The 20,197-nt window shown below is 39.5% G+C and carries 15 protein-coding genes and 1 tRNA gene; 3 read left to right on the top strand and 13 right to left on the bottom strand.

Annotation, left to right across the window (positions count from 1 at the left end; genetic code table 11):
• Positions 1 to 206: 206 nt before the first annotated feature.
• The 5 genes from MAS10914_RS0128215 to MAS10914_RS0128195 form a co-directional block, all read right to left on the bottom strand.
• A complete protein-coding gene (locus MAS10914_RS0128215) occupies positions 207 to 671 on the bottom strand; it encodes a competence protein CoiA family protein (protein WP_017319304.1) in 465 nt (154 codons plus the stop codon).
• A 314-nt stretch (positions 672 to 985) separates the two neighbouring features.
• A complete protein-coding gene (locus MAS10914_RS0128210) occupies positions 986 to 2,554 on the bottom strand; it encodes a DNA primase family protein (RefSeq protein ID WP_017319303.1) in 1,569 nt (522 codons plus the stop codon).
• A gap of 764 nt (positions 2,555 to 3,318) precedes the next feature.
• Entirely contained in the window at positions 3,319 to 4,464 is a 1,146-nt protein-coding gene (locus tag MAS10914_RS0128205; RefSeq protein ID WP_232224251.1) for a site-specific integrase, read from the bottom strand.
• A 169-nt stretch (positions 4,465 to 4,633) separates the two neighbouring features.
• Positions 4,634 to 4,706: transfer RNA gene (locus MAS10914_RS0128200), tRNA-Phe, on the bottom strand.
• A gap of 76 nt (positions 4,707 to 4,782) precedes the next feature.
• Positions 4,783 to 5,652: a metal ABC transporter permease gene (locus tag MAS10914_RS0128195; RefSeq protein WP_017319301.1), complete on the bottom strand. Its 870-nt coding sequence runs from the start codon at positions 5,650 to 5,652 to the stop codon at positions 4,783 to 4,785.
• 93 nt (positions 5,653 to 5,745) lie between these two features.
• On the opposite strand from MAS10914_RS0128195, the gene MAS10914_RS0128190 reads away from it, so the two are divergent.
• The gene (locus MAS10914_RS0128190; protein WP_017319300.1) at positions 5,746 to 6,138 is read left to right on the top strand and encodes an ArsR/SmtB family transcription factor; all 393 of its coding nucleotides are present in this window, start codon (positions 5,746 to 5,748) and stop codon (positions 6,136 to 6,138) included.
• Positions 6,139 to 6,213: 75 nt separating this feature from the next.
• Here the strand turns inward: MAS10914_RS0128190 and MAS10914_RS0128185 are convergent, their stop codons facing one another.
• Both MAS10914_RS0128185 and MAS10914_RS0128180 read right to left on the bottom strand, forming a co-directional pair.
• Complete coding sequence (locus MAS10914_RS0128185) at positions 6,214 to 7,023, bottom strand: metal ABC transporter ATP-binding protein (RefSeq protein ID WP_017319299.1); 810 nt, start codon at positions 7,021 to 7,023, stop codon at positions 6,214 to 6,216.
• 72 nt (positions 7,024 to 7,095) lie between these two features.
• Positions 7,096 to 8,043: a metal ABC transporter solute-binding protein, Zn/Mn family gene (locus tag MAS10914_RS0128180; protein WP_017319298.1), complete on the bottom strand. Its 948-nt coding sequence runs from the start codon at positions 8,041 to 8,043 to the stop codon at positions 7,096 to 7,098.
• A 626-nt stretch (positions 8,044 to 8,669) separates the two neighbouring features.
• Here MAS10914_RS0128180 and MAS10914_RS0128175 point away from each other — a divergent pair.
• Positions 8,670 to 10,280, top strand: a complete 1,611-nt coding sequence (locus MAS10914_RS0128175; protein ID WP_017319297.1) for an iron uptake porin — start codon at positions 8,670 to 8,672, stop codon at positions 10,278 to 10,280.
• Between the two features lie 562 nt (positions 10,281 to 10,842).
• Here the strand turns inward: MAS10914_RS0128175 and MAS10914_RS0128170 are convergent.
• The 4 genes from MAS10914_RS0128170 to MAS10914_RS0128160 form a co-directional block, all read right to left on the bottom strand.
• Positions 10,843 to 12,609, bottom strand: a complete 1,767-nt coding sequence (locus tag MAS10914_RS0128170; RefSeq protein WP_017319296.1) for an Rqc2 family fibronectin-binding protein — start codon at positions 12,607 to 12,609, stop codon at positions 10,843 to 10,845.
• Between the two features lie 161 nt (positions 12,610 to 12,770).
• Positions 12,771 to 12,878, bottom strand: a complete 108-nt coding sequence (locus MAS10914_RS36750; RefSeq protein WP_408605902.1) for a PEP-CTERM sorting domain-containing protein — start codon at positions 12,876 to 12,878, stop codon at positions 12,771 to 12,773.
• A 105-nt stretch (positions 12,879 to 12,983) separates the two neighbouring features.
• Positions 12,984 to 13,724 carry an FkbM family methyltransferase gene (locus MAS10914_RS31270; RefSeq protein WP_084786429.1) on the bottom strand — a complete coding sequence of 247 codons (741 nt, stop codon included), beginning with the start codon at positions 13,722 to 13,724 and terminating at the stop codon, positions 12,984 to 12,986.
• A 546-nt stretch (positions 13,725 to 14,270) separates the two neighbouring features.
• On the bottom strand, positions 14,271 to 15,548 hold the full coding sequence (locus tag MAS10914_RS0128160; protein WP_017319294.1) for a glycosyltransferase family 4 protein: 1,278 nt from the start codon (positions 15,546 to 15,548) through the stop codon (positions 14,271 to 14,273).
• Positions 15,549 to 16,345: 797 nt separating this feature from the next.
• Between MAS10914_RS0128160 and MAS10914_RS0128155 the strand changes: the two genes are divergently transcribed.
• Positions 16,346 to 16,735, top strand: coding sequence for a hypothetical protein (locus MAS10914_RS0128155; RefSeq protein WP_017319293.1), 390 nt, complete (start codon positions 16,346 to 16,348; stop codon positions 16,733 to 16,735).
• Positions 16,736 to 16,820: 85 nt separating this feature from the next.
• Here MAS10914_RS0128155 and MAS10914_RS0128150 read toward each other — a convergent pair whose 3' ends face one another.
• Together MAS10914_RS0128150 and MAS10914_RS0128145 are read right to left on the bottom strand one after the other, a co-directional pair.
• On the bottom strand, positions 16,821 to 17,330 hold the full coding sequence (locus tag MAS10914_RS0128150) for an RNA recognition motif domain-containing protein (RefSeq protein WP_017319292.1): 510 nt from the start codon (positions 17,328 to 17,330) through the stop codon (positions 16,821 to 16,823).
• A 634-nt stretch (positions 17,331 to 17,964) separates the two neighbouring features.
• Positions 17,965 to 20,136 (bottom strand): M48 family metalloprotease, encoded by a 2,172-nt coding sequence (locus tag MAS10914_RS0128145; protein ID WP_017319291.1) that lies wholly within the window; start codon positions 20,134 to 20,136, stop codon positions 17,965 to 17,967.
• Positions 20,137 to 20,197 lie beyond the last annotated feature (61 nt).

Below are 20,197 nucleotides of genomic sequence, written 5' to 3'. Positions count from 1 at the left end.
GGAATAACTAGCGATAGAGATAGAAAAATAATAGCGGCGCTTTAGTTAATTAAGTTAATTAGTGATAAGCTAGATAGTTTAAATTACATACATTAGTAATACTTTATAAAATAAAGATAATAGTAGTAATTTAAATATTTTTTTATTTAATTAATTAAAGGTAAAAGTAATTAAGTTAGTTGTATATAAGAACTATAATAGTAGTTTTACATTCGTAAACTAGTGTATATTTTCTCTATTTCTTTATAATTTTTAAGAAAAAATTCTCTACAAACTTTACTAATATTATTAATTGCGTCATTATTCTCACCTTTAACTAAAGTAATCCAATTATTAAATTGGTAATCTTCAATAATTTTATTTTTTTCTACATAAATCATACTTAAGAAGTGTTGTTGAAATATCTGTAATCTTTGTGTTCTATCTTGAATGAAACTACTAATTTTTGTACTGGTACTATAAACTGATGCTCTCAGTTCACATTCTTCTACTTGTCTAGAACAAGTGGCATGAAAATGAGCAAAATAAGGTTTTCTAATATTACCCTTCCTTAAATAAACTTCTTGTTTACAGAAAGGACAAAGTAAACCTAAATTTTTATAGGAAGCAAAGTCACATTCATCTGCATGAATAATTTTGCCACCTTTATACATTGCTCTTGCAATATCCATATTCAATTGATACTACTGATACTCTCATTCTTAGGAGAGTAACTCTTAATACTTAGAAAGTGCCTGAGTGAAGTTACTTATATTACTTATGAGTGCCTAGATTACTTTAGGTGTGTATTGTTAACACTACACTGTGCAGAGTCAAGTGTAGTGTTGTAACCCTTATACTCACTGGGTTATGTAGAGTGTGTAGGGTTATAGATATATCTTTTTGTGATTATCTAATATCCTTTCAAGTTAGAGCATCATTCCTCAATATATAAGGAATAATGCTCAAACCCTACACAACCTACACAACCCTTATCCTAACTGAGTTAGGATGCTACACCCCACTCTTCACTGTGTAGGTTTGGCTCTACACTAACTGCTAGTGGTGAAGGAATATGGTCATCCTTATCCAGTTGACGTAATCTCAAGCCATTAATAAAATAACCTTTGTTGGTACGTGGTAGCTTTATAACATCAGACCACCCAAGGGTAGAGTTACAAAAATCTAATAGATTAGGGCTAAATTTAGGCAAACTTTGAGCAGTGCTACCACACTTAAAACACCATTGAGTATAGCTACCAAATAGAGTATTAGTATCTGTCTTATCACTCCCTATTGGACTTTTACTACTGCTATCTCGGATAACACATTCATCAATCCAAGCAGCAATAGGATTACTATTTATTTGATGATCTAAAGTATGTTTAGCTAGTTCTGGGTTATCGGCTGCACACCTCAATATCTGAGTAACCGTCTCATCAGAAATCTTCAGTAAATATTGAGTTAATGCATTCAACTCAGGTTGAAACTCTTTTTCTAAATCTCTACGCTTTGTTTTATCTATAGTTTTTGTAAATGGAACTAAAATCTGTCTCCTCGTCAACCAGGATGAGTTACGAGTATCAAATACAGAGTCGTTTGATGCCATGATGACCATACCATCAAATTTGAATTGAAACCCTTGCTTACCTTTTTCTTCCGCAAAAATGAAGTCTTGTCCTGTAATGGACTTGAATTTTTGTAAGTCTCCACGATATCTGTCTTGATCTGGGAATACTACCAGTCGCTTTTTGAAAGCATTTGATGTTCCAAACCGATTATTACAAAAATCTTTGAGATTAGTTATACATATATTATTATCACCTACAAGCATTTGTGCAAGCCTAACAAATGTACTTTTACCTGTACCACCAGCACCAATTAAATGTAAGAACAGTTGAAGGTCAGTACGACCTTTGAAAATAGCAGCTAAGTAAGCTAGTAATATTTTTTTGATTGACTCATTATTGTTTGTGACTTCATCTAACCACCCATTAATAACTGGAAACTCATTACTAGAAGTATCAAAATCACGCGGTAAACACCAAGTAAACTTATAGTCTGGTGAATGATGGAGAACATTTCCTGTAGCTATTTCTAGGACGCAGTTTTGAAATGGTAGTAACTTTTTAGGAGAGTTTTCTTGCCAACTCATCTCTATCAATTCCATTCTTATTTTATCCCTGATATTATTTATATAGCTAGAACTTCCATAGCCAGCTATTTCTTGCTCTTTGAGTTCTTTATTGATTAATACTTCAACATAATAGTCCTTTACTTGACTCCAAATACCAGGTTTTTTTAATTCATAAACCATCCAACAATTAGCTTCACCGTTAAATATCCATTTACCTCTATTTTTTTCAGCTATCTGTTTACCTACAATATCGGCTTGTGGAATTTTACCTTGTGTATTTCTAGATATCTTACTAATTTCATGATTAACTTTTTGAAGGCTACTACTGTCATTTTTTGATGTTAGTAATAGTAATTGTGGAGAAGGCTCATTCTGTCTTAAATTAACTATTTTTTGGGTTTCATTATTATGAAAACTGTTAAAATTATTATTATCCATGAGTAAATTGTTTTTATGAGTAACTGTTATAGTTGAACTTGTAAAAAATTAGAAATACCAGTACTTAATTATTAAGTGCTGGTATTTCTTTATGTTGTAGATATATATACTTTATAGCTAACTTTCTAAGTAAAGCAGAAATTGTAATTTTCTGTTGTTTAGCAACATCCAATAAAAGTTCATAATCGTTAATGGTTAATCGAGTTGGTACAACACAAGTTAGAGAATTTTGCTTAATACTCATAGTTATCATTATGGTTAAATTTATTTTAGCAATGCGACCTAGCTATCTTCTAAATAGAAAGCTAACCCTCTCTTTAAAAGAGGAATAATCAGGCTTTTAAAAAAGCGTGATTAGGTAATATGCAGTTTTCAAGGCTCAACGTTTTTTATTCATCTAAATTTTATTGTAAACATACAAATCCAAATTTGTAATTATTCCTTAAGGAGTAATAATAATTTTTATCAAACTTGTATACAAAATTCGCTATTTTACTTATTTAAAATTTGAGCAGTTAATTTTATTTTTAATATAAAAAAATATTTGTATTATTAAAACGGTTTTCTTAATGCATTCAATTTTTAGAAAAAAAATGTTTTATTTACTGCAATTATCTATTTTTTATACACTTTAATTTATTAACCTTAAAATCAAAAATATTAATTTAGTTATGTTAGTACTATTAAGGCAATTATCTAACGTAAGAAAAAGGGATAGTAATGCATATTTACTATCCCTTGTTATTTTTTATTTTTAAGTGCTGTTAAAACTCTGGTACTTGAATCTGTCTTATTGTGCCTGCGTAATGTTTCATGATTATCTCTGGTGAGTTTCCTACCCACTTAGCAACCTGTACAACACTCACACCAGCTTCTAAGCACTTTGTGATAAAGGTATGTCGTGTATGATACTGAGGACGGTAAGGAATATCTAACTCAGACAGTACTGTTTTCCATGCACGATTAAGGAAGTTATGAGCATCGATTAAACCACCTTTGGGAGCTTTAAAGACTGGTGTTTCTGGATTAGGATTGTTTGGCTTAATGGAAAGTAACAATTCTTTAAGTGATTGATTAATAGGAAATTTGCGGCTTTTATGAGTCTTGGTGTCTTTACGATTCCCTTCTACAACTGCTTCACTGAAGGTAATCAAAGTCAAATTACTATTAATGTGACCCCAAGTTAGCCCTATAGCTTCAGAAGTCCTACAACCTGTCATAAACAGGAAACTAACATAGTTTGTATAGTGACTGTAGTATATATTCCTCTTAAACGCCGCGATAATTTGTTCTTGCTCACCTTTGTTAAATGGGTTGATTGCCTCATCTTCATCTTTCACAGCTACTTTTACTTTTTGTGACATCCCCACAAATGGGTTACTACTAATCAACTCAGAGTCTATTGCCCAATCACAACAAGCTTTTAATTGAGTTAGGACACGTTTTGCTGCATTAGGGGTTAATTTTTCAAGTAAGAAGTCTCTAATGATTACTGCTTCTGAAAGCTTGTATGTTGGCAAACTAGCAATGTGGTTTCTAGTCTTCTTAAAATCCTTGTTAATAGTGGTTACACTTACAGTTTTAGACTTATAAGCCGTGTACTTATCCCATAACTCAGTCAATGTTAGCTGTTCCTGACCTTCTGTTATGGGTACAACCAGAGTTAAATGACTTTGAGGTTTATATTTAGCTAGTGTAGGGTCAAAACGTTCAAATACAATATCAGATTCGATCTGTTTTGCCTTAGCCTCTGCCAGCTTGCGATTCTCTGGTGTATCTGCCATTCCCAAAGTTAGATACTTTTGTTTCCCCCCATATAGGTTACGTGGCAAACGTAGTCTCAGTCTGTCTTGGAATGACTCAACACCGACTGAACCTTTAGTTGCTTTATGTTCTACTTTCATTACCATATCCTTAAAATGAATATGAAAATTCCTCTGCTCTATATAGCTATCATAGTCAATTCATAGTCAAAGTCAAGCCCAAAAATGCAAAAACTCCCACTAGAAGCTTAATAAGTTCTAGTTAGGAGTTTCTTGAATACCTTGATAAACCAAGGCTTTCAGCTATTTGATTGTATGCCAGGAACCAGACTTGAACTGGTGACACGAGGATTTTCAGTCCTCTGCTCTACCAACTGAGCTATCCCGGCGTGGTGTTTTTTGTTGACCACGATTACTTAATTTAGCAAACTCCTTAGATTTTTGCAAGTCCTGAGCGAAAAAAATTTATGCGGCTTTTGTCTTCACCTTGACCCAACTGAAAACTGTCAGAAATACCACAAACTGAACAAGAACGATACTAGGACCGGAGGCAAAGTTGAAAAGACCCGATACGATTATGCCAGCAAAGCTGCTTGTTGCACCAATAATCACTGATAACAACAAGAAACGGTTAAAGTGGTGACTCATCAGTTTGGCACAAGAAGCGGGAATGACCAAAAAGGCGTTGACGAGTAAAACACCGACAGCTTTAATTGCCACAGCAACAGCTAATGACAGCAATACGACAAACCCATAACGATACCACTGAACTGGGATGCCTTGAACCTTTGCCACAGCAGGGTTAAGTGTTAACAAAATTTGCTGTCTGAGGGTTGATAATAAGAATAGGCTGCTTCCAACAAGTACAAGCAGGGTCAAAACCAAATCTGTCAGGTCAATAGCGAGAATATCGCCAAATAGCACTCCCATGAGGTTACCTCGATATCCTTTAATTGAGCTGCTAAGAATCACTCCTATTGCCAACGCGCCTGACAGGACAATGCTCAGAACGCTGTCGCTAGCTAAATCCGTTTTCTCTATAAAGTAGAGGACAAGTAACCCAAAAATAAGTGTGAATGGTAGCAGCATCCAAGTGGGATTTAACTGTAACAGCACACCTAACGCCACACCTACTAAAGCAGCATGACCAACAGCATGGCTGAAAAAAGACAACTGGCGCAAGGTGACAAAACTGCCTAGTAAACCGCCAAGTATTCCCATCAAAACAGCACCTGCAATAGCACGTTGCATAAAAGGAAACTGTAGCAAGGTCATCAGGTCATTGGCATTGGTGACGGCAAGCCACGCTATTTGACAATCATTTAGGAAACGCATATGTTATCTTCCATACATATTTATTAAATAATTTTGAGTTTATAAGATTTCTTTTTTACTAAAAAACAACAACAAGGTGTCCACAATAATACTATGTCAGCTAATATCACCAATTCTCTTCCCCAAAAAGAAATTGCTAAGTATAATCAAATACAAAATCTAGAGACTGATGAGGTTCAACCTCTATCACATCAGGTTCTCAACAGTGAGAAAGCGCAGCGTATGGCAGAATTTTTTAGCTTTTTAGGGGATGCTAATCGTCTCAGAATTCTCTCACTGTTAGCTCAACAAGAACTTTGTGTGAGTGATTTGGCAGCAGTACTAAGTATGAGTGAATCTGCTGTCTCCCACCAACTAAGAAACTTACGGGCAATGCGTTTGGTCAGTTACCGCAAGCAAGGTCGTAATGTCTTCTATTGCCTCCACGATAGTCATGTTTTGGCTCTTTATCTATCTGTTGCTGAACACTTAGATGAACAGGAGTGAACACAGAAGAATGAAGAATGAAGAATGAAGAATACAGAAATTGTTTTATTTTCTATCTTCTTTCTTTCTCATAATTTAGTTATGATTATGTTGATAGCGACGGAAGGCAGGACCGTATGTTGCTAAAAGGTTTTGCGCCGAAAGGGCAATTTCTGGAACTCCAGTACAAACGATAGTTTGGTTGAAGCAAATAACGCGATCGCAATAGCGGCTGACCATATCAATGTCATGGGAAACCTGCAACACTGTCCATCCTTCTTCCTGCTTCAGTTCATTCAGCAGGGTATAAAAATCCGCTGCACCTTGCACATCTACCCCTGCGAACGCCTCGTCTAGAACCAAAAGTTTCCGAGGCATGACCAAACAGTATGCTAACAACACCCGCTTGAGTTGACCGCCACTGAGAGTGCCAATTGCTTGATTTCGCAGATGGTAAGCATCGGTTCGCCGCAAAGCTTCAGCAACTGCTGCTGATTTTTCTCTACTAGATCCCCCTAAACCCCTGCGAAAAAACTTTTTTCTGATCTCTCCCCCGCTTGTGAGGGAATTGGAACGAGATGAACCAACCCATCCCAACCCCACCAATTCACTAACAGAAATGGGAAAGCTGCGGTCAAAGATAAAATTTTGTGGCATATAGCCCAACTGGTGACGTAAATTCCCCAAGCGTGTTATTGGGCGACCAAGTATTTCAATCTTGCCAGCACTTCGGGGAATCAAATCCAAAACTGCTTGCACCAGTGTACTTTTACCGGCACCATTAGGACCAACTATGGCTGTATTCGTTCCTGAAAATAATTCAAACGAAACATCTCGAACAGCTAGGTAGCTGCCTTGATAAACAGTCAATCTTTCTACTTTTAAGACAGGAAAATGGTTAATCATCAAGCATTCATCATTAAGCATTCATCATTCGTCATTAGCACTTGTAAAAAGGACAAATGACAAAGAAAAAAATTATTTGCAGGCTGATTCTAAGGTTTGCAAATTATTTCGCATTGCCTTGAAATAATACTGTGGATCTGTATCGCCACTTTCCAAAGAATCCAGGGGACGCACAGTTAAATTCAAGTCCTGAGAAAGGCTTGTTAACAATTTGTTATCTACTCCAGGTTCGCCAAATAAAGCTTTAACTTTATACTTTTTCACTACATTAACTGCATTTTGTACGTCCGTCGGTGCAAGTTGGTCTTCGGGAATTTCCACGACTGCGACTTGGTTTAGGTTATAGCGTTTAGCTAAGTATGGATAGGCATCATGGAAGGTGACAAAGGTACAATTAGGAGTCTTCTGCACAGTTTGCTTAAAGTCGCTATCTAGACTTTCTAATTGCTTAACGTACGCTGCTGCATTTGCCTCATAAGTTGCTTTATTGGCAGGATCAGCAGCAATTAACCCATCTCGAATATTAGCAATTTGTTGTTTTGCTAAAACTGGATCTAACCAAACATGAGGGTTCCCCTCAGCGTGTTCGTGGTTGTGTTCTTCCTCTTTGTTACTAGTTTTCTCAACAGGGGAAATTTCATTTAACGGTTGGATACCTTTACTGGCATCAATTTCAAACAATTTGGGATTTTGGGCATTTTTAACCGTGTCTTCTAAAAATTCCTCCAAACCCAAACCATTTTCTACCAACACATTTGCCGTGGCGATCGCCTTCACATTCTCTGGTGTCGCTTGGTACTCATGCACCTCCGTTCCTGGCGGCACTAAAATTTCCACATCTGCTGCATCCCCAGCCACAGCTTTAGTAAACAAATACATCGGTAAAAATGTCGTCACAACTTTGATTTTTCCTGACTGCGGTGATGAAGTGGTAGCCGCTTCCTGTGCTTGCGGTGACTGATCAGTAGTTCTTGCCTGGTTGGTGTTGGATTGAGTACACCCAGCACTAAGCCATAACATAAGCAGAGCAATCAGAGGTATAATACCGCTTCTTTGTCTGTCTGTTCTACATCCTACGTAAGTCCACACTGTTTTCTCTCCTTACGGAAAGCTGTTTGCTTTCCCTTGGTTGAAATTTCTATTGATAATGAGACTTATTTTACATCTATTCTTATAATAATTCTCAGTCTCATATAATGGGGTCTGTGGCTGAGTGCTACCCTTCAAAGGGGTGTAGAGGTGTAGGGGTAGAATGTGTTTTTAATGCAGGAGTGAAAAAAGAATTCTTTACCTTACCCCCAGCCTACGGCTCGCTCTCGTCCCAAGGGGACACGCTGCGCGAACGCTAACACACCCTTACACCCCTAGTTTTTGTAACAACAGAATTTTTGCAGGGAGTGCTAGTGTCTGAACCCTAAGGTGGCTTGATAAATAGATTTTTCTAGAAATTAAGCCTTATGTTTTGTTCTATGACGGTCATCTCTTTATTAGGACAGATGATTTTTGCAATTTCTTGTTAAAGAATTTGCAATTTCTTATTAGAGAATATACTTATTCGTGATAAATTGATGAGAATCTTTTCTAGTAAGAAGAAGCTTTTACAAAGCAGAGTGTGGAAGTTAACTGAGAATTAGTGTGAGGAAAAAATGGCAAAATTATGGAAATTACTGCTGGCTAGTTCAGCAGTTTTTAGCCCAATATTAGGGATGAGTGCCACTGCAATTGCAGGGGAAACACCTGCCAATTTGGAAATCAAAGAAGCTGAGAATATTCCTCAAGACAAGACAATTGCACAGGTGACTTCAGTGTCTCAGTTATCAGATGTGCAACCCACTGATTGGGCATTTCAAGCACTGCAATCCCTAGTGGAGCGATACGGCTGTATTGCTGGCTACCCGAATGAGACTTATCGAGGGAATCGGGCAATGACGCGGTATGAGTTTGCAGCCGGTTTGAATGCTTGTCTAGACAGAGTTAACGAACTCATTGCCACTGCTACAGCAGACTTAGTCTCTCAACAAGATATAGCCACAATACAAAGGCTACAAGAGGAATTTACCACAGAACTGGCGACACTGCGAGGTCGCGTGGATACTTTGGAAGCGAAAGCTGCTGAATTGGAAGCAAATCAATTTTCTACTACGACCAAATTACAAGGGGAAGTTGTCGCAGCACTCACCGATGTTTTACAAGGCGACAGGGTCAACGATGAAGACATTGATGAAAAAAATACCGCTTTTGGGGCGCGAGCGCGTGTAGAATTTGTGACCAGCTTCACAGGAGAAGATGAACTTTTCACAAGAATCGAGGCTAATAATATTGTCAACCCTGAGATTGGAACACCAGAAGGTAGCTTCTCCTTTGCCGATGAAGATGGTACCACTGATGCCTTCATTGATACGCTGTATTACAGATTCCCCATTGGTGAACAGACAGAGGTGATTGCACTTGCGAATGCGGGTGCAGCGGATGACCTAACCGACACAGTGAACATCTTTGATGGGGACGGCTCATTTGGTGCTTTGTCAAATTTTGGGACTCGTAACCCAATTTATTACCAAGTAGAAGGTGCGGGGTTGGGAATCACCCATGAATTTGGTGATGCATTGGCGCTCACTTTGGGGTATTTGGGAACTTCAGCCAATGACCCTTCCTCTGATAATGGTTTGTTCAATGGTCCATACGGTGCTCTCGCACAGCTCACCATTAAACCCAGTGAACGTTTTACCGTGGGCTTGACTTACATTAATGCCTACAACCAGGAATTGGCTACTGGTAGTAATGCCGCAAATCCCATATCCTTTCTTGGGACTCGCGATGACCTTTCTGGGGTCGATGTCCCATTTTCCAGCAATTCCTTCGGTGTACAAGCATCCCTTGGCTTGAGTGAAAAATTTGTCCTAGGTGGTTGGATTGGATACACTAACGCTCGTAACTTATCCACCGAGGGAGGGATAGTTGACCGTGGAAAATTAGATATTTGGAACTGGGCTGTGACTCTGGGATTTCCTGACCTTGGTAAAAAAGGAAACTTAGGAGGCATCATCGTTGGTATGGAGCCTAAGGTCACAGATTCGAGCATTAATGAAATTTCCAGCGACAGAGACACTTCATATCACATTGAGGCGTTCTACCAATACAAAGTGACCGACAATATCACCATTACTCCTGGAGTCATCTGGCTCACAGCGCCAGACCATAATAGTGACAACGATGATGTTGTCACTGGTGCTATCAGAACTACACTCAGTTTCTAATTAATGCTCTTTGGGTGGAGTTTAGGGGCATAGGGGTTTAGTTAAAGAAAAGAAGGATTAATCTTGACCAAAGAAAGAACTCAGAACGTAGAATTCAGTATTCAGCAATGTTAAACAGTAAAAAGGATACAAACCCCTAAATTCATTTACGGGGATATATTCTGAGTTCTGTGTTCTGTGTTCTTCTTAAAATATTTCCTGACACCCTTATATCCCCTTCCCAATCAGTACAAAAAGACCAGCCTACCACAGCTGGTCTATTAAAATTTTTCTTCGCGTTGTCTTCTCAAGAGAGTCAAACCCAAAATTACGCGTTCGCAAAACGCAACGGGAAACTTTTCTTAACATTATTGTAACAGTCAGTACAGATTTTTCATGGATTTTTATCAAAAAAAGATATTTGCGTAGGAAAATAGCTTCTATCTTGAAGAAGAATTCAAAACATGGTATTTAGGAGGGAAGAGGGAATTAATTTAAATCAAAAATCAAAAGTTAAATAACATTTTGTATTTTGAATCACATTCAATCCCCCCGAATTCATTCGTGGGGATAAACTTGCAACTCAGGATGCAGAATTTAGTACTAAGGACTGCGGTTGTCCCCAAATAATACGCTCCTGCTTATAAATGGCAATTCCTGGTTTGGCGCCTTTGGGTTTGTAGACGTGCTTTGGCTGAGTGTAGACAACTGGCACTTGGTCACTCTGACGACCGCGACTGTAGTATGCTGCCAAGTTAGCAGTATATTGCAAATCAGTCTCTTCTGGAACAGCACCGGGTTCTAGACGCAGGAGCACATGGCTTCCTGGAATTTCTTGAGCGTGAAACCATAAATCGTAATCGTTGGCTACACGAAAGGTTAATTGGTCATTCTGACGATTGTTGCGACCAATTAAGACTTCAAAACCGCTGGGGGTGCGGTAACTATAAAAGTTAATGGTAGGCGCTTCAGTAGAACTGCGACGTCGCTGCTCCGAGAGGGAGCCGCCCAAAGGGCGAACGCCTGAGTCTTCTAAATACTGCTGTCCAATGAGTTCCTCGCGGATTTCTTCTAAAGCTTGTAAATCTTCTGCTGTTGTGTAATTCTCTATTTGAGAAATAGCTGCTTCCACTTGCTCCAAATATTCAATTTCTGCCTTAACCTCAGCCAATAACGGTTCTACAGCAGTACGAGCGCGTTTGAGTTTTTGATGCTGTTTATAAAGACCTTGAGCATTTTGCACGGCATTTTTATCTGGCTCTAAAGAGATATTTATCGGTTTGCCAGTTTCAAAATCGGGGAGAATAATTTCCTTCATTCCCAAGAGCCACTCATGCAAGTGTGCCATCAACAAATCAGCCTTTTGTCGATACTCATCTGCTTTTTCTGACTGCTGCAAGCGTTGTTCAAAGTTAGCGGCTTTTAGTCGTAATTTTTCCAGAATATTATTCAGTTTCTGACTCAATTGATGCCGCAGTTGGGAAAATATTTGTTGATTGAGTTGGTCGGTGTAGTAACGGTTGAGTAACTCTTGGATATCTTTTGCACTCTTGAGAATACCCCAACCAAGTACAGTGTATCCTTGTTGTGTCCAAGCAGGTTCAAACTTCTGGCTTTCCACGCTATGCAGCCATTCTTGCCAATGGTGAAACAGGCGTTGCCAGTCATCGGGTTTTAGGGTGTCTGTCGAACTTTCAGGATCGATATCTGACACCAACAGCATTGACTGTATGAGTGAAGGAGAGACACCGCGATAGGTTTTGAGCAACTGACGCTTGATAGCGCCTGGGACTAAGCTGACCCGTTCTTGCCAGCGTTCCTGAGATTCGCTCAAACTAGGTATAGCAGCAGTTAGACTGGGTGGTGTTTCATAAGGCTGTCCTGTGAGAATGGGACGGACGCTGGATTGTTTTTGGTTGACTTGATGGGCAACGGTGATAATGCTGTTATGAGCATCGGTGAGAATAACGTTGCTGTACTTGCCCATGATTTCAACGTACAGATGATATAGGGCGCTTTCTCCCGGACGACGGGCAAATTGTAAATCAACGACACGTTCCCAAGGAGCTATTGTCTCCAGCCCCACCAACGCTAAACCACCCAACTGGTGCAGTAGTTGTTGGCTGAAGGTGAAAGTATCTGGTGTTCTTGGTGGTGGCTCGCCGATATGAAGGCGAGCTGCTTGAGGATGCCAGGAAATTTCCAGCCAACCCCGTGGTTTGAGAGTGCGGAGTGCTATGGCAATGGTGTAGCTATTGCGCTGATAGACCTGCTCTATGCGAGCTGGCAACCAGTGAGCGCGGATGTCGCTACAAACAGCTGTAAGAGTCGTAAAGTCGAATGTTTGCACAACGATTTGTCGTTGTTGTTCAAGTGTCGATTGTCAGTATACTTCCATCTTCTCTGATTCAGCGTAGAATCAGGCAAGCAAAAAGCGGTCAACTGCACTGATTTTCTCAAAGGTCATGCTGAGTGCTGCTTTTGTGACAAGTATTTGGGCTTGTTAGCTAGCTACTTTTTTCTTCTGCCATAACCTACCCCTGCCGCTGTCGCTAAGAAGATAGCACCAACTGTACCTGATTCAGGTACGCTAGTGCTTGAGGAACTGCCAACCTTAATTTGAATATGGCTTCCTAAAATGGCGATAAAAAGTGTTGGATTTTACAGAAAATTTTACTAAACATGAAATTTTCACGAGACCTGCCTTGAAAGTCTACTTTCAAGTCAGGTCTGTTTTACAATTTCACTTGTATAACCGTTATTAACGAAAATAAAATTTGAACAGGTGGTATGAACAAGTTGATAGGGGAGTTTTGAAAAAAAATCTTTGATTCTGCCTGAATTGTCAGCTAAACCTAAACTGTAGTATTCAATGATTACAACTTTGGGTTTATGTTTTTCATAATCAAAAGTTTTCCAGACTTCCAATTCAGTTCCTTCCACATCTATGTCTAAGATGTCGATGACACCAATATTATAGTTTTCTAATATAGTTTCAAGCTTAAAAGATGGAACTCGTACAGTATCTTTGAATGGAACCTTAATTAGTCCCCCATATTCATCCTTTTGCACAGTAGTTGACAATTCAGGCAAAAAAGCCTGAAAAAAATTTATTTCTCCTTCTTCAAGTGAAATAGCTGCCCACTCTACGTTAGATCTTTCTTTTTTTAATAATTTGACTTGATTAATATCAGCATCGATACAGACGCCTTTCCAACCATTTTTTTCAAAAAAGTAAGTATTTGAAAGATAAATTGGGTGCCCCGCTCCAATATCAACAAATACTCCTTTTTGCGGTAAGTCTATCTTCTCTAGAAGATATCTATCTTCTCCAAACTGGGAATGAAAATTCGTGTATTTATAGTCTTTGTTGCTTAGTTTAAAGTACTTGTTTTTAAAACTAAAAAATAACATCACTATAGCACTCTGTATAAGTTTTGCTAGATTTAATATTTCGGCTTTCATTGTACTTTTTATCTAATTAGGAGGGTCAGTAGCATTAGAGTCAAAAACCTAGTTAAGAATTTGGTTCATATGACAAGGTAGTCCCTTCAGAACAACAGAGATAGTGGGTAAATTAGAGTTATTGCAAAACTGGTTGATGGGTATAATAAATGACTTAAAAACAGCTTTCTCCTTTGAAGAATTGTAGTCATTAAGGTGACGCATATCTCTATCAGTACAAAATTAATCTTTAATTGTACCACGAGATGACTTTTGTAAAGGGTCTACTTTTTCAGAGGCAAAATTATTAAATTAAAATATAAAAATATAAGTTTTTAGTTATATAAAAATTTTCTTTAACAACTAAAAATACATCAACAAATAAAAAGACTTCTTTATGAAGTCTTATGGAAAACACCTAGTGTTAAAAATCTTAAATGTATAATAGCAAGTTGCTTGTTGGTGAGAGATAATTGACGCTTGGGATAGTGTCGGAAGTTGACAATCTAAAGTGTGAGTTTCACAACTAAGTGACTATTAACTTCTTTCATCCTGTTTTCTTTACCGTTAACTCGCCAAGATCGCTTCTTTTTGTGTGTCTTCGGGTTTTTCCTGCAACAACTCGGTGTAAAGTTGAGCTAGCTGAGATGCGACTCCTTCCCAACTGAACTTGGTTTCGACCCGCTTTCTAGCACCGTCACCCAATTCGTCTCGCCATTGGGGGTTGCCCAGAATTCGGTCAATCGCAGTGGCGAAAGCAGCTACATCTTGTGCTGGCGCTAATAAGCCAGTTTCTTCAGGAACGACTGTAAACTGAAGTCCGCCAACATCACTTGCTACCACTGGTGTTTTACTCGCCATTGCTTCAATTGCCACTAATCCAAAAGGTTCATAGTGGCTGGGAACAACACATATATCAGCAGCAGCGTAGTAATATGGCAGGATTTCTTGACTGAGACGACCAGGCAAGGTTGTAAAGTCGCTCATCCCTAACTCGGCGACAATATTCTCAATGCGATCGCGTTCCATTCCGTCGCTGTGACCTGGACGGCTTCCGCCACCAATAATTAACTGGAGTTTTCCAGAAGATCGCAATTGAGACTGTGCGACTGCACGCACCAGTGTTTCTATACCTTTGCGTGGATCAAAACGTCCTACATACATCACAAGTTTCGCTTCGGGGTCGATTCCCAACTGCGCTCTTGCTGCTTGTCGATCTACGCAACCAAACTGCTGAATATCAGTACCACAAGGAATGATATCGATACTCCCTTTTGTGGAAACAAGCGATCGCATATGTTCTTGTTCCTGCGGACTTGTCGCCACAATTCGTTCAGCTGTCTCCAACACCTGTTTTTCCACTGCTAGCCGAGTACTAGCAATCAAAGGAATCGTATTAATTGTGTTGTACTTGACTGCTCCTAGAGAGTGGTATGTATGAATCTGTTTGCTCCCTTGGATTTCCTTCAACTGCATTCCTACCCAACTCGAGAGCCAGTAGTTTGTATGAACCAAAGGATATATGAAGCCGTTTTCTTGCTGGAATTTGAGAAAATTATCCACAAATTCTGGCAAGTATCCGAACAAATTGTCTCGCGGCACAAATTCAACAGCACCAGATTCTAATCGAATAGTTCGACAGTTTGGGCTATGTTGAACTATTGTTTCTTGTTCCGCACTGACTTTGCGGGTAAACATTTCAACTTGCCATCCAAGTTTGGCGAGCGCTTCTCCAACTTGGCGCACGTATACATTTTGTCCTCCAGCTTCTTCTTTCCCAATTTCAACCGCCGGATCTCCGTGTACTGAAATTAAGGCGATGCGTTGTTCAGTTCTAGAGTTCATAGTTTGTTGGTGTCTTCTCTTCAAGAGGTTTCAGGCAAATTCAGTTGGTGAATCTTCCTTTACCTCTATGTATGCAGAAAGTTTAACTAATCTTTATTTTAATTTAATGTGTCCATCATTTTTATACATCTGCTACTAGAAGTAATATTTTCCTGTACGTATTCTCATCCAATTCATTTATACTTAAAGTGATATATTTTTAGCTAATATCCTTGATCAAAAAACCTAAAGGTTGTAATTATTATTACACCACTATATTTTTATCTATAGTATAGATTTTTATAAAAAGATAGTAAAAAATTAAGTATGTTCAAATACTTAATTACAATATTTGTTAGCTGGGTTCTCTATTCAAAAAAATCTACCTACTTAATAGCAAGATTTCTAAACACTACTTTTATAAGTAGACCTCTATTAAACGAGAATTACTTATAAAAATTTCATTCAAATTAAAAGTCGAAACTTATACTGCGGTTGTGAAAAGCAGTTTTTTACAAGGCTGTTTCTCAGTAAAAATTAGTACTAATAAGTTTGTACCCTCAAGTACATCTTATGAAATGTTAAGACAATTTTCAGGTTGCACCTACCGAAATTTGCCTCCATCTGAAACTATTCCTACTAGAAGAGCTATTCATCTGTGGAAACTTTGCAAGTACTACCCAATTTTGTTGCAAAGCCGCCCTCTTGATGTTTTTATACAAAATATCTCGGCTTGATGGTCAGTTAATTGACAACAACGAGCGCTTTGACAAAATGACTTAAGATACCAGTTTCTGGCAACCTCTCACAGATATCTTATGCAATTAGAATTTATTCCTGTTGAAGATTTTTACTTTGCCCTAACTTTGGCGCTTAGGACTCTGGAAGATTTGGAAAAACCAGGTCTAGTCGAACAAGTGCGATCGCGACTGTTGGTAGAATACGGTCAACCTTCTACCGTCGCTCCTGGCAAACAGAATACTTTTAACTATGTATTCAGTGTACAAGGTGTAGACAATAGCCCTGCATCTGGACTTGTCGTTTCCATTTCTGACTGGCAGAATAAGCTGCGTTTAAGTAGCGATTACGGTTGGACGCTAGATCAAGAACGCAAGCCTATTCGTACAGAAAAATATAACCAGCGATCGCAGTTCACCCAACAGTTGCGATCGCACTTCCAACACTGGTTACAACTTCCCTTAAGCTAGATAGCTCAGGGATATTTAATCATTAATTAAAAATTAAAAATCAAGAAAATTTGATTTTTAATTTTTAATCTTTCTTGCTTGCGGATTAACTTGTTGTTTGTGCGGCAAGCATTTGCTTGAGCTTTTCCAACTCATTAGCCCAACGGGGATCTGGACGAATCGCGTCATCCGTAGCAGCAGATGCTGGTGTGTGTTCCCTAGGACCGCCACCACGACGAGACTTCTTGGAACTGGAGCTTTTCTCCCTACGGCTATTTTCTCTTGTTGGAGCAGGATGAGCGTTGCTACTTGCAACATTAAGAGTCGGTTTAGCCGGTTGCTCCTCGTTGTTTTCCTCTCCTTTGGTACGAGGTAATGCCTTCTCGATTTTGATCGGAGACTCTTTGAACATCAGACCATTGTACTTTTCAATAATTTGGTCTGCTTGTTCGTCACTGTTTACCGTGATAAAACCGAATCCACGGCATTTGCCTGTTTTTCGGTCTTTAATCAGTTTAGTGGTAACACTATCGCCTTCTGCTGCAAAAACTGCTTGCAGTTCTTGACGATCTATTTCTTCTTTCGGCAAATTGCCTATATATAGGCGAACGGACATGAACTATACCTCCAACAGTTGAGTGAACAAGACCAGGCAAAAAACAGTAGCTTGGCTTCAGCTTTCGATAGATACTGTTGACCAATGCTGCGACAAACCAATTTTTCTACTCCAAACTGTTAACCTATACAATACTGTTTTTTACCAAGATCAAGCTTGCTTAACACAAAAGCGCACAATTCTAATAGCACCTTTATTTATTCTAAGAATTCTAAATTCTACAGCGTAATGCTTGCCACTGGAAACTTCTTCTATACTTTTTAGCGAAGAATCAAACACCATTCCTTACATTATCACGCTATTTTACACGTAGCTAGTTCAGATTACACATTTCCAGCGATCGCATAATCGCATAGTAGCATAAAATACACTTTCTCTTAAAGTTTGGTTTTTGGGAAACAAAAACCAGCCTGTGGCTGGCTAATTAATTGCTGTGTTGGGAAGAAAAAGGGAATCTATTGGCGCAAGCAGCCACATAGATAACTAAGCTTGAGCGCGAAGTCACATCAGTTGCAGCTGTTACTATTAACAAATGTAACATTTTATTTAGATTTATGCAACTTTTGTTTACATTTTGTAGATGGGAATCAGAAATTGGTAATCGGTCATTTCTCCACCCCTGTCTCATTCCCCATTACCCCTTAAGCAGAATGTACGCACCCCAAGCCTCTGCCGCAACAGCCAAAACTGTAGACCAAATGGGATGAGGACTATAGATGGTTTTACCGTTTTGAGTTTGCAAACTTTGGATGTCAATCCAGGGAGTTGCTCCTCGCCGTAACCAACCTGTCACCGTAATCTGGCGACCAATCAAGTCTTGAGGATTGACCTGTTGTCCTAGCCACCAGATATAGTGTAATTTGACCAAAGCCGTGCTGGATTGCAGGATGAAATCTTGTCCCAAGGAGTTAGTTGTACCTCGGCGACCCAATAGCTTACCGACCAGACGTACGCTCATGCTGTCAGATGGGAGGGCTGCTGGGTTGGATAACAGGTTAAGTAATCGGTCATCGGATTGTGCGGTAGTAATTTTAATTTCTGGAAAAAAAGCATTGATCCGGATTAATGTGCCGATGCTAAATCCAATCAGCATACAACCCATAACAAAAGACCAATCATCGTATATCCACTTTAAGTTCAAAAACTTAAGTGCATAAGCGATTTGCCAAACGAACCAAATCACAAAAGCTAACACAACACCCACGAGAATTCCCAAAAAGGGAGCAATTTGAAATAAAAAAGATTGACGCTTGACCAACAGAGGCTGCTGAGTTTCCAAATTTAATTCTGTTTCTAAATGCCAATACCGGGCTATCGACAAAAGACGTTGCAGGCGATCGCCCATCAAAGGATGAGTATTGTTGATGACAAACCACCAGCGGTAGGGATTGAGATAATCCCACATTAAAAATGACTCAAAGGTCGTGTGAGGAGCAATGCCACCCAAACCAATACTTTGCTGGTAGCCTACAGGCATGATTATATTTAAGCTTTCCAACTGCCTACTAGTCTGTTCTTGTCTTTGAATATCACCAGCAATACCAATAGCAATTTTGAGTAAGGCACGCACAAGACCATTAGGATTACCAGTCATTTCAACAGCAAGGCGATCGCTGTAGTATTGCCGCAACTGTGACAACCATAGACTAGTTCCACTCAGCAAACACCAAACTCCATAGGTAAGGCTTGCCATGATAGTCGCAACCGTACGCCAACTGCGTGCTGTTGTGCTATCTCCCCATTGAGAAAATTGCTCATAAACTTTGTACACTGGAATTGTTACCAGTAGCACTAAAGACATAACGATAAAATCCCAATGGGCAATATGCCCGAGCTGACTGGCGTAAATTGTAGCTATCTCATCATCTGCCAGTTGCTCTAATAGCCCCTGACTCACTACAATTCGGGCAGTACGGGGTAAATTCCCATAGGTTAATGCCAAGGGTACCGCCAATGGCAAGACACCAAGTTTTGGTAACTGCCAACCTCGCTGCTGGCAAAAACGTTGCAGCACCCGGACTGTTTCTTTGCTGTATTGATCTAAAGTGTTCTGCTCTAGTTCTCGCCGACCGTAGAAAACTGTGAGTGTTCGGTCTAGCAACCAAGGAGACAAGCCTATCAAGATGAACAATACAAGTAGCAACAATGAAGTAGGATTAGCGTATAAAACTTGTATTGGCTCCAAATAAGGTAATTTTACGAGGATATCATTGATAAATCGCATCACCAATACCAGCAGTTCCCGCATCACCCAAAACAGAGCAATAAATGTTCCTGCTATCAGCAGCCGAAAGGGTAACAAGTTCTGCTGTTGTAGGGGTTGCCAAGTCTTCGCTCTTGTTGCTTGTCGCCAATGAATTGTCAGTGGTCTAGGGTTTTCGCGGATTGCAGGAGGAGGAGGCTGAAGTGGGGAGATGAGGGGCCGTTCCTCTCCTAATTCCCCTATCCCCTTGTGCCTTTGTCCTCGCGTCCCCTTGTCCTGTTCAAAAGGGACAAATCCAGTGACATCAGTTGTTAATGTTTCACTCCCTTTGCGGGGTAGCGTCAACTGCTCTAAAGTCCGATCTGCCCACTGCTTAACTTGGGGATTTTGACTCTGAGTGAGAGTCTCGCATAAGGCGATCGCCTTTGGAATATTGCCGCTCTTTGCATAAGCCACAACTAAGCCTATCTGCGCTTGTAAAAGAGCATTGCTGTTGCCAACTCCTGCCACTACTGCTTCTAGAGTTGCGATCGCACTTTGGAAATCACCCTGCTTAACTGCGGATAAACCTGCCTCCAAAGATGGTTCGGGATGTGAAGGCATAAAAATTCTCTCACTCTGGTCTTTCTTAAAATACCCCTCTTTCGGCTTTTTCAAGCAACTG

It is taken from the genome of Mastigocladopsis repens PCC 10914 (assembly GCF_000315565.1).
GTDB lineage: Bacteria > Cyanobacteriota > Cyanobacteriia > Cyanobacteriales > Nostocaceae > Mastigocladopsis > Mastigocladopsis repens.
This window is presented reverse-complemented; position numbering and strand designations above follow the sequence as displayed.

Coding starts and splice junctions, on each gene's coding strand:
- MAS10914_RS0128210 (WP_017319303.1), bottom strand. CDS start 2,554: ATGGATAATAATAATTTTAACAGTTTTCATAATAATGAAACCCAAAAA.
- MAS10914_RS0128155 (WP_017319293.1), top strand. CDS start 16,346: ATGCAATTAGAATTTATTCCTGTTGAAGATTTTTACTTTGCCCTAACT.
- MAS10914_RS0128175 (WP_017319297.1), top strand. CDS start 8,670: ATGGCAAAATTATGGAAATTACTGCTGGCTAGTTCAGCAGTTTTTAGC.
- MAS10914_RS31270 (WP_084786429.1), bottom strand. CDS start 13,724: ATGAAAGCCGAAATATTAAATCTAGCAAAACTTATACAGAGTGCTATA.
- MAS10914_RS0128180 (WP_017319298.1), bottom strand. CDS start 8,043: ATGTTATGGCTTAGTGCTGGGTGTACTCAATCCAACACCAACCAGGCA.
- MAS10914_RS0128185 (WP_017319299.1), bottom strand. CDS start 7,023: ATGATTAACCATTTTCCTGTCTTAAAAGTAGAAAGATTGACTGTTTAT.
- MAS10914_RS0128150 (WP_017319292.1), bottom strand. CDS start 17,330: ATGTCCGTTCGCCTATATATAGGCAATTTGCCGAAAGAAGAAATAGAT.
- MAS10914_RS0128195 (WP_017319301.1), bottom strand. CDS start 5,652: ATGCGTTTCCTAAATGATTGTCAAATAGCGTGGCTTGCCGTCACCAAT.
- MAS10914_RS0128190 (WP_017319300.1), top strand. CDS start 5,746: ATGTCAGCTAATATCACCAATTCTCTTCCCCAAAAAGAAATTGCTAAG.
- MAS10914_RS0128215 (WP_017319304.1), bottom strand. CDS start 671: ATGGATATTGCAAGAGCAATGTATAAAGGTGGCAAAATTATTCATGCA.
- MAS10914_RS0128160 (WP_017319294.1), bottom strand. CDS start 15,548: ATGAACTCTAGAACTGAACAACGCATCGCCTTAATTTCAGTACACGGA.
- MAS10914_RS0128145 (WP_017319291.1), bottom strand. CDS start 20,136: ATGCCTTCACATCCCGAACCATCTTTGGAGGCAGGTTTATCCGCAGTT.
- MAS10914_RS0128205 (WP_232224251.1), bottom strand. CDS start 4,464: ATGGTAATGAAAGTAGAACATAAAGCAACTAAAGGTTCAGTCGGTGTT.